This is a genomic window from Novosphingobium sp. EMRT-2 (assembly GCF_005145025.1).
Lineage (GTDB): Bacteria > Pseudomonadota > Alphaproteobacteria > Sphingomonadales > Sphingomonadaceae > Novosphingobium.
Genome location: NZ_CP039695.1, coordinates 2,518,483 through 2,532,602, shown reverse-complemented (window position 1 = coordinate 2,532,602; position 14,120 = coordinate 2,518,483). Strand labels below are relative to the sequence as shown.

The 14,120-nt window shown below is 67.4% G+C and carries 9 protein-coding genes; 7 read left to right on the top strand and 2 right to left on the bottom strand.

Going from position 1 to position 14,120, the window contains the following annotated elements:
• Positions 1-19 precede the first annotated feature (19 nt).
• Entirely contained in the window at positions 20-1,723 is a 1,704-nt protein-coding gene (locus tag FA702_RS12440; RefSeq protein WP_136956403.1) for an ABC transporter ATP-binding protein, read from the top strand.
• A complete protein-coding gene (locus FA702_RS12435; RefSeq protein ID WP_255504561.1) occupies positions 1,716-2,444 on the top strand; it encodes a S8 family serine peptidase in 729 nt (242 codons plus the stop codon). The genes FA702_RS12440 and FA702_RS12435 overlap by 8 nt, the downstream gene beginning before the upstream one ends.
• Positions 2,445-2,541: 97 nt before the next feature.
• Here the strand turns inward: FA702_RS12435 and FA702_RS12430 are convergent, their stop codons facing one another.
• Positions 2,542-5,259, bottom strand: coding sequence for a TonB-dependent receptor (locus tag FA702_RS12430; RefSeq protein WP_255504560.1), 2,718 nt, complete (start codon positions 5,257-5,259; stop codon positions 2,542-2,544).
• 416 nt (positions 5,260-5,675) lie between these two features.
• Between FA702_RS12430 and FA702_RS12425 the strand changes: the two genes are divergently transcribed.
• A complete protein-coding gene (locus tag FA702_RS12425; protein ID WP_136956401.1) occupies positions 5,676-7,700 on the top strand; it encodes a tetratricopeptide repeat-containing sulfotransferase family protein in 2,025 nt (674 codons plus the stop codon).
• On the opposite strand, the gene panC is transcribed toward FA702_RS12425, so the two are convergent.
• Positions 7,697-8,551 carry a pantoate--beta-alanine ligase gene (gene panC, locus FA702_RS12420; protein ID WP_136956400.1) on the bottom strand — a complete coding sequence of 285 codons (855 nt, stop codon included), beginning with the start codon at positions 8,549-8,551 and terminating at the stop codon, positions 7,697-7,699. The genes FA702_RS12425 and panC overlap by 4 nt on opposite strands.
• A gap of 123 nt (positions 8,552-8,674) precedes the next feature.
• Here panC and FA702_RS12415 point away from each other — a divergent pair, with 123 nt between their 5' ends.
• From FA702_RS12415 to FA702_RS12400, 4 genes are all read left to right on the top strand, one after another.
• Positions 8,675-9,526, top strand: a complete 852-nt coding sequence (locus FA702_RS12415; protein ID WP_136957392.1) for a division plane positioning ATPase MipZ — start codon at positions 8,675-8,677, stop codon at positions 9,524-9,526.
• Entirely contained in the window at positions 9,523-9,807 is a 285-nt protein-coding gene (locus FA702_RS12410; protein ID WP_136956399.1) for a molecular chaperone DnaJ, read from the top strand. The genes FA702_RS12415 and FA702_RS12410 overlap by 4 nt, the downstream gene beginning before the upstream one ends.
• 40 nt (positions 9,808-9,847) lie before the next feature.
• Positions 9,848-11,263, top strand: coding sequence for a phosphoglucomutase/phosphomannomutase PgmG (pgmG, locus tag FA702_RS12405; protein ID WP_136956398.1), 1,416 nt, complete (start codon positions 9,848-9,850; stop codon positions 11,261-11,263).
• Between the two features lie 213 nt (positions 11,264-11,476).
• A complete protein-coding gene (locus FA702_RS12400; protein WP_136956397.1) occupies positions 11,477-13,924 on the top strand; it encodes a ligase-associated DNA damage response DEXH box helicase in 2,448 nt (815 codons plus the stop codon).
• Positions 13,925-14,120 lie beyond the last annotated feature (196 nt).

Here is a 14,120-nt window from a genome sequence, read left to right as displayed (position 1 = left end):
CGCCTCGAATTCGGCCCCTATGACAGCTGCACCGCCGCCGCCCGTGGCCGACTGGGGCACCTATCGCCGGCTGCTGCCCTATGTGCGCCCCTATTTGCGACCGCTGCTGTGCGTGCTGCTGGTCAGCCTGCTTTCGACCGGGGTGGGCCTGGCGCAGCCCTATCTTTCCAAGCTGATGATCGACGAGGCACTGCTGCGCCGGAACATGGACGCGCTGCTGGCCGTGTCGGGCGCGATGATCGTGGTCACGCTGGCCGGCTTCGCGCTGAACATCCTCGCCAGCTATCGCTACGTCGGGCTGTCGGCGGCGATGCTCTATGACATTCGCGTGGCGCTGCTGCGCCATCTGCAGACGCTCAGCCCTCGTTTCTACGGCGGCTTCCGGCTGGGCGACCTGATGTCGCGCATCAACAGCGATGTCAGCGACGTGCAGCGTGCGGCGGGCGACACGCTGCTTTCGGTGCTGAGCAACGTGCTGTTCTTCATGGGCTGCGTGGCGATGATGGTGTGGCTCGACTGGCGGCTGTTCCTGATCGGTACGGTGCTGGTGCCGGTGGCGGTCATGGTCTTCCTGCACTTCCAGAAGAAGGTCACCGCGCTCACCCGCGAAATGCGCGAGCGCGGGGCGGACCTCGGCAGCCTGCTGGTCGATACCGTGATGGGCATGCGCGTGGTCGCCGCACTCGGCGCGGAGACGCACGAGGTCGACCGCTTCGGCGCCCGCAACGGCGCGTTCGTGCGCGCGATGCTGAAGATGCAGGTCGCCTCGTTCATGACCGGGGCGCTGCCCGGCACGCTGCTCACCGCCTCGACCTCGGTGGTGATCCTCTATGGCGGAACGCGGATCATCCACGGCGAGATGACGATCGGCGCGCTCGTCGCCTTCATGGCCTATCACATGCGTCTGTTCGGGCCGATCCAGGCGCTGCTGGGGCTGTCTTCGGGCCTGGCCTCCACCCGCGTTTCGCTGGCGCGGATCTTCGAGCTGTTCGATACCCCGGCGGAGGTAACCGAACCGGCCGATGCGCGCCCGCTCGGCCCGGTGCGGCAGGGCATCCGGTTCGAGCGCGTCTCGTTCCGCCACGATCGCGAACCGGTGCTGGCGGGCGTGGACCTATTCGTTCCCGCCGGCAGCTTCTGCGCAATCCTGGGCGAAAGCGGCGCGGGCAAATCGACCATGGCCGACCTGATGGTCCGCTTCCTCGATCCGCAGCAGGGCCGCATCCTCGTCGACGGGCACGACCTGCGGCAGACGTGCCTGGCCGACCTGCGGCGCGAGGTGCTGCTGGTCGATCAGGCGCCGTACCTGTTCAACGACACCATCGCCGGCAACATCGCCTTCGCCATGGACGGCGTGCCAAGCGCGCGTATTGCCCAGGCCGCAGCGGCCGCCGGGCTGGAACCGCTGCTGCTTCGCCTGCCGCAGGGGCTCGATACCCGCACCGGCGAGCGCGGCATGGCGCTTTCGGCGGGCGAGCGGCAGCGCATCGCGCTGGCCCGCGCGCTGCTACGCGAGCCCTCCGTGCTGATCCTCGACGAGCCGACCGCCGCGCTGGACGAGGGCACCGAGCAGCGCGTGGCCGACGGGCTGCGCGCGGCGCTGCCGCAGGCGACGATCGTGGTCATCACGCACAAGCCTGCGCTGGCCCGACGCGCAGACCTGATCGTCACGCTGGACCATGGCCACGCCACCGTGGCCGCGAACGAGCCGGCCTTTGCCTGACGGCCCTGCCCCGCACGCCGGAACCCGACACGGCGTGCGCGTCGCCGTGATCGACAGCGGCGTCCACCCCGATCATCCGCATATCGACGGCGCGAAGCTGCTGCCGGGCGTGGCCATCGCGTCGGACGGCACCCTGTCCGACGCAGCCGACGCCACGCTCGACCGACTCGGCCACGGCACCGCCGTTACCGCCGCCATCCAGGAAAAGGCGCCGGACGCGCTGATCCTGCCGGTGCGCGTGTTCCACGATGCGCTGAAGACCAGCGCCGGCGCGCTGGCGCTGGCGATCGGCTGGAGCATCGAGCAGGGCGCGGACGTGATCAACCTGAGCCTCGGCACGACCAACGCCGCGCATCGGGAGGGATTCGCCAGCGTGGCGGCGCGGGCGGCGGAAGCCGGCGCACTGATCGTTGCCGCGCGCGAGGCCGATGGCACCCCCTGCTGGCCGGGCGCGCTCGATGCGGACAACGTGCTGGGCGTGGGGCTGGACTGGGACTGTCCGCGCGAGACCTGGCGCGTGCGGGACGGGGTGCTGTTCGCCTCGGGCTACCCGCGCCCGATCCCCGGCGTTCCGCCCCGGCGCAACCTCTATGGCATCAGCTTCGCCACCGCGCAGGCGAGCGGCTTCGCGGCGCGGGCCGGCGCCGGCTTGCCGCCCGATGGCAATCGCGCAGAACGGTTGCGTGCGCTGCTGTTGTCCCGAGCGGAATTGCCCGCCTGACCGGCGCATCGCGCCATCTGCCCCACATCGCACGCCCATGAAAAATCCCCCCGCGACCGAAGTCGCGGAGGGATCATCATGCGCTGCTATGCCGCGATCAGTATTTCACGCCGGCGCGCAGACCGAAGAACTGCGGGCGGATCGTGAAGTTGCGCGACGATCCGGAGCAGAACGTGATCGAACAGAAGGTGTTCGTGGTCAGCGTGCCGCGCTTGTCGAACGCGTTCTGGATGAACACGTCGAAGCTCCAGTTATTGATCTTGATACCACCGGAGAAATCGAAGCTGACAAACCCCGGAGTGCTGCAGGATTTTCCGGCAGCGGTCTGCGAAGCGGCAAGCGCCAAGGTGGTGCAGGTCAGAAGGTTGTTCTGCTCGACGTTCAGGTCCTGCGTCGCCGAGGTCTGATACAACGCCGCGCCCTGCAGATAGACCGCATAGTCACCAACTGTGGTGTCATAGCGGATCGAGGTCGTCCCCTTGAATTGCGGCTGACGCGGCAGCCGGGTACCGTCTGCGGCAGCGACCGCGGAGGTCGAGGTGCCGTTCACGACGACCCTCGAACCGGTCGGGCAAGAGGCCAGCTGCACGATCGACAAGGCGGCACGGTCCGCCACGAAGTTGCAGAAGTTACCGGTCAGCTTGCCGTCGTTGTAAGCACCTGAGGTGGAGATGGTGACTTTGCCGAGCTTGAGATCGGCATCGTATTCCACGCCCTTGACCTGGGCCGTGCCGGCGTTGCCGGTGTAACCCGCCCCCTGCGCGCCGGCGACGACCACGCCGTACTGGATGTTGTCCCAGTTTTCGAGGTAGATGGCGGCGTTGAAGCGGAAGATGTTGTTCCACGTCGTCTTGACGCCCAGTTCGAAGTTGGTGAGCGTTTCCGACTTGAACGCCGGCGCGGCGACCGTCACCTGCGGCAGCCCGCCCGAAGCGCGGATGCGCAGCGGCCGGTTGTAGCCGCCCGGCCGGAAGCCGGTGGAATAGTTGAAATAGATCATCTTGGTTGGCGTGACCTGCCAGTCGAGCGCCACCTTGTGCGTTTCTCCCTGCTCCTTGTACCGGCCGTAGCCGTCCGCCGCGAGCGGGTTCTGGTTGGAACACGCGATGCGCTCGGCCGGCAGGGGCACGGTACAACCCACGCCGAGCGCTGACGCGGTAACGCCGGAGAAGCCCTTGATCTTGTAGTCGGTCCAGAAGTACCGGATGCCGCCGGTCAGCTTCAGGTTCTCGAAGATCTTGTAGTGACCCTCGGCGAAGATCGCCTCGTCGTGGTAGCTCTGGTTGTTCTCGGTGATGTAGAAGCCATCGCCCTTCACCGCGGCGGACGGGCTGACCACCATCGTGCCGCCTGCCGCGGTCGGGATGCCGAAACCAGCCAGAGTCGTGGTATCGCCGCTGCCGGAACTGTACGCGCCAGCCTTGGTATAGCCCGCGATCTGGTCAAGGCCGTGGATCGCGTAGTAGTTGTTGTTTTCCTGCTGTTGCGACTGGTAGAAACCGCCGATCGTCAGATCGAAGGGCCAGCTCTTAGGCGTCGAGATGCGCAGTTCCTGGGTGAACTTGTTGCGGTTGTTGTCCTGGTGATAGTATTGAGTAGGGTTGATCAGCGTCGAACACTTGAGCGTCAAGCCCGATCCGGTACAGCCCGCCTTGTCGAAGAACTGCAGATAGTTTTCGTATCCGCCGCCGAAACCGTCATAAGTCACGGTGTAATAGGTGTAATCGTTACGCAGCTTGGTGTTGCGGCGGAAGATGCCCGTCGCCGAGACGACGTCGAAGTCGCCGATGTGGCCGTGGATGCTCAACTGGGCCTGCACCCATTTGTCGTCCTGCCGCGTGAGGTCGTAATCGTGGACCTGCAAATCGCCGACGCGCGGATCGTAACCGAAATAGCCATAGGCAATCTGCCGCTGCGCTGTGACCTGTGGATTGACCTCCCAGCCGGGCGCCGGTTCCCACAGCAGCGACAGGCGGCCGCCATATTCGTAGATCGGGTTGTAGTCCTTCTTGGCGATCGCGGCGTTGTTGAGCGTGTAGCTGGTGAGCGGATTGTTGTCGCCAAGGGAGAGCGTCGACGATCGGCCGTCGTTGAACTTGCCGTTGTTGGGCGTGTTGTCGACATAGCCGCCATCGCGCCGGTAGTAGGCCATCGCGCGCACCGCCACCGTTTCGGTGACGGGCAGGTTGACGTAGCCCTGGATCTGGCCGCCGAAGGCACCCTTGCCGTACTTGTTGACTTCGGATTCCGCGCCGAACTCGAACTTGCCCAGCTTGGGCTTGTTGGTGATGATGCGGATCGTACCGGCCAGCGAACCCGCGCCATAGAGTGTGCCCTGCGGACCGGACAGCGCCTCCACGCGCTCCAGATCATAGGCATGGATATCGGGCGAACCGGTGCCGGTGATCGGGATGTCGTCCAGATAATAGCCGGCCGAGGCGTAGTTGCCGCCGGCGGGGACGATCCCGCGGAAATAGATGGTCTGGCGGCCAGGCCCGAGGCCCGCGAACGAGACCGATGGCAGCAGCGTGGCGAAGTCGCTCAGGCCCTTGACCTGCCGCTGCCCCAGCGTGTCGGCGCTGAGCGCCTGCATGGAGATCGGCACCTTCTGGATGCTCTGCGCGCTGCGGGTGGCGGTCACGATGATCTCGCCGAGGCCCTCACCCGTCGCAGGCGCGGCATCCGCCGGCTGTTCGGCGGGGGCGGCCTGGTCTTCCGCGAAGGCGGTGCCGGGCAGCGCCAGTCCGGTCAGGAATGTCGACGCGCCCAGCATTCCCATGATCTTGAGCGAGCGCGACTTGCATGCAGTTTTCATAAGCCCCCCTTTTTGATGTTCGCGCCTTTCATCCTTCCCCAAGGATCGAGCGGCCCGGTTGCCGGGTCTCGCCACCAGTGCCTGCCGCCTTGCCGAGCGGAAATTGTGCAATCGCGAACAATCAAGCGCTCGCACACGCACAACTCTTCCGGCCCCGCGAAGCAGACGCCTCGCGGAACGCCGCCACAGCGCGGCGACGACAGGTTCAAACTCTCAAATGCCCCGGACTTTCGCGCCATAAACCGAAGTTAGTACGCCTGTCCGAAATCGATAGTGCCAGCGATTGGACAGGTGTCAACTTCCTTGTTGCAAAAGCACCGAGGTGCATATTGACTCGACAAATGTCCTTTCCGTCGGCACAAATTTCGCAGTTGCAAAACACGGGCAAGGCACGGGATCGACACATGGCGGGCAGCATGACGGCCAGTCGCGAAGAGACAGCGAACGAGGCGCTGGAGCGTGCCGTACGGCTGCTCGATGCCGACCCGGAAGCGGCGCTGGCACAGGCCGAAGATGTGCTGAAGAACGCGCCCGGGCTGCCGCCGGCGGAAATGATTGCGTGCCAGGCCCTGCGCCGGCTGGGTAACGCCGGGGCGGCCCTGCCGCGACTCGCCGCGCTGGCCCGCAGGCACCCCGCCGCGCCGCCGGTGCTGTGGGAATGGGCACAGGCGGCCAGCGAAGCAGGCGATGTCCGTCAGGCAATCGCCGCGCTCGAAAGTCTCACCCGGCAGCAGCCAGGCGTGGCGAGCGGCTGGTTCCTGCTGGCGGGGGAACTGCGCAAGCAGGGCCGCCACGAAGACGGCTGGCGCGCCGACCTTTCCGGCATTCACGCCGCGTCGCGCGATCCCGAACTGGTCCAGGCGGCGATGGCGATGAACGAAGGGCAGTTCGAGGACGCCGCCGCCACCCTGAAGGCACGACTGGAACGGCTGCCCGACGATCCCGTGGGCACGCGCCTGCTGGGCGAGGTGGCATGGCGGCGTGCGGACATGGCCGAGGCAATGACGCTCGTCCGGCGCGCGCTGGACCTTGCCCCAGGCTTCGATCTGGCCCGCGATTTCCTGATCCGCCTGCTGCTGCAGACCAACCGCCTGCCCGAAGCGCTCGAACACGCCGAAGTGCTGGCGCGCTCGCCGGTGAACAATCCGGGGCACGACCTGATCATGGCCTCCGTGCTGGTGCGGCTGGGCGACCAGGAACGGGCGCGGACGCTTTACGAAAAGCTGCTGGCGCAAAAGGCCGACCAGCCGCAGGTCTGGCAGAACCTGGGCCATGTGCTGAAGACGCTCGGCGAACAGGCCGAAGCGGTGCACGCCTATCGCCAGGCGGTGGCGCACCTGCCGACCATGGGCGAGGCATGGTGGAGCCTTGCCAATCTCAAGACCGTCAAGTTCGGCACGGACGACATCGCGGCGATGGAGCAGGCGCTGGCCACGCTGGAGCCGGACGCGGCGGACCGGCAGGAAGACGTGTTCCACCTGCACTTCTCGCTGGGGAAGGCCTACGAGGACGCGAAGGACTATCCCGCCTCGTTCCGCCACTATGACCGGGGCAACCACCTGCGCCGCACGATGGTGCGGCATGACGCGGACCAGTTTTCAGCGGAAGTGGCCGCGACGCGCGAGACGTTCACCAGCGCCTTCATCGCTGCGATGGGCGAAGGCGGCTGCCCCGCGCCCGATCCAATCTTCGTCGTCGGCCTGCCCCGCTCCGGCTCGACGCTGGTGGAGCAGATCCTTTCCAGCCACAGCCAGGTGGAAGGAACGATGGAACTGGCGGAGATGATGATCATCGCCAGCCGCCTGCAAGCGCGTGTGGACGAGGGCGAATTTGCCGATTTCCGCGCTATGGTCTCCTCGCTGACGCCGGCGGACCGGCTGCGGCTGGGCGAGGAATATATCGAGCGCACCCGCGTCCACCGCCAGACCGACAAGCCGCTGTTCATCGACAAGATGCCCAACAACTGGCAGCACGTCGGCCTGATCCGGCTGATCCTGCCCAACGCCAGGATCGTCGATGCGCGCCGCCATCCGATGGCCTGCTGCTTTTCCGGCTGGAAGCAGCATTTCGCGCGCGGGCAGACGTTCACGTATGATCTTGGCGACATCGGCCGGTACTATGCCGATTACGTCGCGCTGATGGCCGCGTTCGACCGCCAGGCGCCCGGTGCGGTGCACCGCGTGATCTACGAACGGATGGTGGCCGATACCGAAACCGAAGTCCGCCGCCTGCTCGATCACCTCGGGCTGCCGTTCGAGGACTCATGCCTCTCGTTCTGGGAAACCCGGCGGGCCGTGCGCACGGCAAGTTCCGAGCAGGTACGCCAGCCGATCTTCAAGGACGCGGTGGAGCACTGGGCGAACTACGCGGAATGGCTGGACCCGCTGCGTGCCGCGCTCGGCCCGGTGATCGACGCCTATCCGGACGCCCCCGCCGCCTAGCCCACCGGCATGTTGTCGATCAGCCGCGCCTTGCCGATCCGCGCGGCAACCAGCAGGCGGGCGGGCCGTCCGGTCAGGGCCGCCACGTCCTCCAGCGTCGCCGCATCGCGCAGGTCGGCGTAATCGATCGAGGCGAAGCCGGAAGCGAGAATTTCGGCACGCAGCGTAGCAAGCGTACCGGCCACCCCGGCGCCGCCTTCGATCGCGGCAATCGCCTTGCGCATCGCCCGCGAAAGGCCTGCTGCCTGAGCCCGTTCCGTGGGCGTGAGATACTGGTTGCGGCTGCTCATGGCGAGGCCATCGTCCTCGCGGACCGTGGGCACGCCGATGATGGCGTCGGCATGGGGCTGCGTCAGATCGAGATCGCGCGCCATGCGGCGGATGATGGCGAGCTGCTGCCAGTCCTTCTCGCCGAACAGCGCGATATCCGGCCGCACCTGGTTGAACAGCTTGCACACCACTGTCGCCACCCCGTCGAAATGCCCTGGCCGCGCCGCGCCGCACAGCACCGCGTCCAGCCCGGAGACCGAGACATTGGTGGCATAGCCTTCGGGATAGACCTGATCGACCGTGGGCGCCCACAGCAGGGCCACCCCCTCGACCTCCAGCAGCGCCGCATCCTGCGCCATGCGGCGCGGATAGGCGTCAAGATCCTCGTTCGGGCCGAACTGGCGCGGATTGACGAAGATCGACACGGCCACATGATCCGCCCGCCGCCGCGCCTCGCGCACCAGCGTCAGGTGCCCTTCGTGCAATGCGCCCATGGTGGGGACGATCGCGAGGGTTTTTCCCCCGTTTTTGAGCAGGTCCACCGCTTCGCGCAGGGTATCGAGCCTAGAGATGGTTTGCACCGGGCCTGCCTCTCCTTTAATTCACGGCAAGGGACGAAGCGGGGTTCCTACCCCCCGTCCCCCTCCGGCGGCAAGCACTGCCGGACCTGTCGGCAACACAAGCAGCGAGTTCATTCCTTGTCCATCGGAGCACCGCCCCCCGCACCGCAGCAGCCCGCAGGTCCGCACCGGATCGTCTTCGCCAACGAAAAGGGCGGCACCGGGAAGTCCACCACCGCCGTGCACGTGGCGGTGGCGCTCGCCTATCAGGGCGCACGCGTGGCGGCGATCGATCTCGACGCGCGGCAGCGCACGCTGCACCGCTATCTGGAAAATCGCGCGGAAACGCAGAAGCGCCGGCAGATCGACCTGCCGACGGCGACGTTCGCCGTCTATGGCGGGGACAATGTCGATGAGCTTGAAGCGCTGACCGAACAGCTTTCCGCCGGGCCCGATTTCATCGTGTTCGACACTCCGGGGCGTGACGATCCGCTGGCCCGCCACGTCGCCACCCGTGCCGATACGCTGGTCACGCCGCTCAACGACAGCTTCGTGGACTTCGACCTGATCGGGCAGGTGGACGCGGAAACCTTCAAGGTCCGCCGCCTTTCGTTCTATGCAGAACTGATCTGGGAAGCCCGCAAGAAGCGCGCGATGACCACGATCCGCGAAGCGCGGCGCGAAATGGACTGGGTGGTCGTGCGCAACCGCACCCAGCACATCGAGGCGCGCAACCAGCGCCGCATCGATCAGGCGCTGGTCGAACTGTCCAAGCGCGTCGGCTTCCGCATCGCGAGTGGCCTGTCCGAGCGCGTGATCTACCGCGAACTGTTCCCCTCGGGGCTGACGCTGCTGGACAAGGGCCATCTCGGCGAACTCGGCACCAGCCACCTCGTAGCGCGACAGGAACTGCGTTCGCTGGTGGCGGGCCTCAACCTGCCGATGCCGACCGGCGCGCTCACCGCCCATGCGGGGACGCTGGAAAGCGCCGCATGATCAAACTGATCTGGCTCGCGTTCCTGGTCAGCGTCGCGGTGCGATTGCTAGCCGGGCGCTGGCCATGGGAGCTGTGGCGCGACAGCGGGCGCGCCAGTGCCGAAACCCGTGCGCGCGCCCTTCTGGGCGTGCCCCCGCAAGCCTCGCGCGACGATATCGTCGAGGCGCATCGCCGCCGGATCGCGCAAGTCCATCCGGATCGTGGCGGCACGGCGGAAGCGGTGCACGAAGCCAACGCCGCGCGCGATCTTCTGCTCGGGCGGCTGGCGGAACGGCGGTGACGTCGCCCGCACGGGTGCCCAATCGCCGGGGCGGCGGGCGATGACGCATCGCTTCCCCCCCTCCATCCTGCGCGAATACGACATTCGCGGCGTCGTCGGGCAAACGCTGGGCGAAGCCGATGCCCGCGCCATAGGGCAGACGTTCGGAACCCGCGCGCGGGCCGAAGCCGAAGCGCATGGCGCATCGGCGCGGATCGTGGTGGGCCGCGATGGCCGCCTGAGTTCGCCCGCGCTGGAGCAGGCGCTAGTCGAAGGATTGCTCTCCGCCGGCGTCGACGCCGTGCGGATCGGGTTGTGCCCCACCCCGATGCTCTATTTCGCCGAAGCGACGCTGGACGGCGTAACCGGCGGCATCCAGGTGACGGGCAGCCACAATCCGGCCGACCAGAACGGCTTCAAGTTCGTGCTGCGGGGCCGCCCGTTCTTTGGCGAAGCCATCGCGGAACTTGCTTCCATGGCACAGGCGGGTAACCATGCCGCGGGCACGGGGCAAGTCACCCGCGCCACGGTGATCGACAGCTACGTCGCCACGCTGCTCGCCGCGCTCGACGGCATCGATCCCGCCGTGCTGGACGGGTTGCGGATCGGCTGGGATGCCGGCAACGGTGCCGCCGGCCCCGTGATCGACCGGCTGGTGGAGCGGCTGCCCGGCTTTCACGTCTGCCTGCATACCGCGGTGGACGGCCGCTTTCCCAACCACCATCCCGACCCGACCGTGGAAGCCAATCTGGACGACCTGCGCGATGCCGTGGCCGCGCACGCATTGCAGTTCGGCGTGGCGTTCGACGGCGACGGGGACCGGATCGGCGTGGTCGACAGCGTCGGCCGCGTGATCTGGGGCGACCAGTTGATGATGATCTTCGCCGAGGACGTGCTGCAACAGCACCCCGGAGCGGCGATCGTGGCCGATGTGAAGGCCAGCAACCACCTGTTTGCACGCATCCGCGCGCTGGGCGGACAGGCCCATATGTGGAAGACCGGCCACAGCCTGATCAAATCCCGCATGGCCGAAATCGGCGCGCCGCTGGGCGGCGAGATGACCGGGCATATCTGCTTTGCGGATAGCTACTTCGGCTTCGACGACGCGCTCTACGCCGCGATCCGGCTGATCGCCGCCACCGTGCGGCTGGGCCGGTCGGTCACCGCGTTGCGCGGCGCGATGCCCGAATCCGTCACGACGCCCGAGCTGCGCATTCCCGTGGCGGAGGAGCGCAAGTTCGCGGTGATCGCGGAGGTGATGGAGCGCCTGCGCCAGAGCGGCGCCACTGTCGAGAGCATCGATGGCGCGCGGGTGACCACGCCCGACGGCTGGTGGCTGCTGCGCGCGTCCAACACGCAGGCCGCGCTGACCGCGCGGGCCGAAAGCGACGATGCCGAGGGACTGGCGCGCCTGCTGGACGCGATCGACGCGCAGCTCGCCGCATCGGGCGTCGCGCGCGAAGCAGGGCTGCCTTGATCGCAACGCGTCCGGAAAGGGGCGCCTCCGCGGGCGGAAGCGCCCCACCGGGGCCAACACCAGGATGGAGGCTCGGCTCCGGCAATTCCGCGCAGACCCGCATTGTTCCAATTCAGGACATTATAGAGAGCTTGGACGCGAAGGTCAGTCCTGAAATTTCAGTCCGCTACGCCTTTTTGGCCCGTTCCGGACAAATTGTGCGACATATCAACGATGAATAGCGGCACGATTCCCTCCGAAATCGGCGCATGGTTCGCCACGCGGAACTGGCGCGTGCGGCGGCACCAGTGCGACATGCTCGCCGCCGACGATTCGCGGCGCCACGCCCTGCTCGTCGCCGATACCGGCGCGGGCAAGACCCTGGCGGGTTTCCTGCCGACACTGGCGGCCTTCACCCCATCTCGGCTGGGTGGATCGCCCCCTCCCGACGGCCTCCACACGCTCTACGTCTCGCCACTCAAGGCGCTGGCACACGACGTTCAGCGCAATCTCATGGCGCCGGTGGAAGCGATCGGCCTGCCGATCCGCATCGAAACGCGCAGCGGCGATACGCCATCGGAGCGCAAGGCCCGCCAGCGTGCCCGTCCGCCGCACGTGCTGCTGACCACGCCCGAATCGCTATCGCTGCTGCTGAGCTACCCCGAAGCGCAGACGATGTTCGCCGGCCTGCAGCGCATCGTCATCGACGAGATCCATGCCTTTGCCGCGGGCAAGCGCGGCGATCTGCTGGCGCTGGCGTTGACAAGGCTGCAGGCGATCGCCCCGCAGCTCCGCCGCAGCGCGCTTTCGGCCACCGTGGCCGATCCGGACGCTTATCGGCGGTGGCTGGCGCCAGGCGGCGATGCGACGGCCGTCACGCTGGTGGAGGGCGAATCGGGCGCGGAGCCCGAAGTCGATATTCTGCTGCCGGAGGGGCAGCGCGTTCCCTGGGGCGGGCACGCCGCCGCGTGGGCGGTGCCACAGCTTATGGACGCGATCCGCGCCAATCGCACCACGCTGGTCTTCACCAACACGCGGTTCCTGGCCGAGTTCATTTTCGAGAAGCTGTGGGACGCCAACGAGGACCACCTGCCGATCGGCATTCACCACGGGTCGCTATCGAAGGAAGCGCGGCGCAAGGTGGAAGGCGCGATGGCACGGGGGGAGCTGCGCGCCCTCGTCGCCACCGCCAGCCTCGACCTTGGCGTCGACTGGGGCGATGTCGATCTGGTCGTGCAGATGGGCGCGCCCAAGGGATCGTCGCGGCTGATGCAGCGGATCGGGCGCGCCAACCATCGGCTGGATCAACCGAGCCGCGCGCTGCTGGTGCCCGGCAACCGCTTTGAATTTCTGGAAGCCACCGCCGCGCAGGACGCGGTGCGCGAAGGGCGGCGCGATGGCGAGGAGTTCCGCGCGGGCGGGCTCGACGTGCTGGCGCAGCACGTCATGGCCTGCGCCTGCGCCGGGCCGTTCGGCGAGGCCGCGCTGCTCGCCGAAGTCCGCTCCTCCTCCGCCTATGCCTGGATAGACGAGGCGATCTGGGCGCGCGTGCTCGCCTTCGTCGCCACCGGCGGCTACGCCCTGCGCGCCTACGACCGGTTTCGGCGGATCGTTGCCGGGAAGGACGGCACGTGGCGGCTTGCGCATCCCGAACAGGCCGCCCGGTTCCGCATCAACGCCGGCATCATCGTCGATTCCGAAATGCTGGAAGTGCGCTTCCGCAACGGGCGATCGCTGGGGCGGGTGGAGGAAGGCTTCGGCGCGACGCTGAGCCCCGGCGACACCTTCCGCTTTGCCGGAATGGACCTCGAAGTCGAAAGCGTGCGCGATCTCGATCTGATCGTGCGCGCGGCGAAAGCGTCGGGCCGCATCCCCAGCTACATGGGTGCGCGGATGCCGCTCACCACCCACCTGTCAGACCGCGTGCGCGCGATGATCGTCGATCGCGCGGGGTGGGCGCGCTTTCCGGATGACGTGCGCGAATGGCTGGAAATGCAGGATTGGCGCAGCCGCCTGCCCGGGCCGGGCGAGCTACTGGTCGAAAGCTTTCCCCACGCCGGCCGGCACTACACCACCTATTACACGTTCGAGGGCTGGAACGCGAACCAGTCGCTGGGCATGCTGATCACACGGCGCATGGCGGATCAGGGGCTGGGGCCGCTGGGCTTCGTGGCCAACGACTATTCGCTGGCGGTCTGGGGCCTGCGGCCGGTGAACGATCCGGCCAGCCTGCTTTCCCCCGACATCCTGTCACACGAATTCGTCGAATGGGTGCAGAATTCCTACCTGCTGCGGCGCGCGTTTCGCGAGGTGGCGGTCATCTCCGGACTGGTCGAGCGGCAGCAGCCGGGCCAGGGCCGGTCTGGCCGCAAGAGCGGCCGGCAGGTCACATTCTCGACCGACCTGATCTATGACGTGCTGTGCAAGTACGAGCCGGACCATGTGCTGATCCAGGCCGCCTGGGCCGACGCACGGGCGCGGCTGACCGACGTGGGCCGGCTTGCGGACGTGCTGGAACGCGCCTCCGGGCAGCTCGTCCATGTCCGGCTCGATCGGGTCAGCCCGATGGCGGTGCCGGTGATAGTGATGATCGGCCGCGAGAGCCTGCCTGCCGGCGCGGCCGACGACGAATTGCTGCTCGAAGCCGAAACGCTGGCCGCCGCCGCGATGCGGCCGGTCTGACACGCTGCGAACGTAGAGTGTCCCCCTCCCCCCCCAGTCCCTCCCGCAAGCGGGAGGGGGGCGAGACTTGCGTCGCCGCAGGCGGCGTTAGTCGCAGCGGGGTGGGCTTTCCACGCGCAACCGTTTGCCCGCGATCCTCCCCCCAAACGCAAAGGGGGACGGATTGCTCCGTCCCACCTCGTTCGTTCCCGCAAGG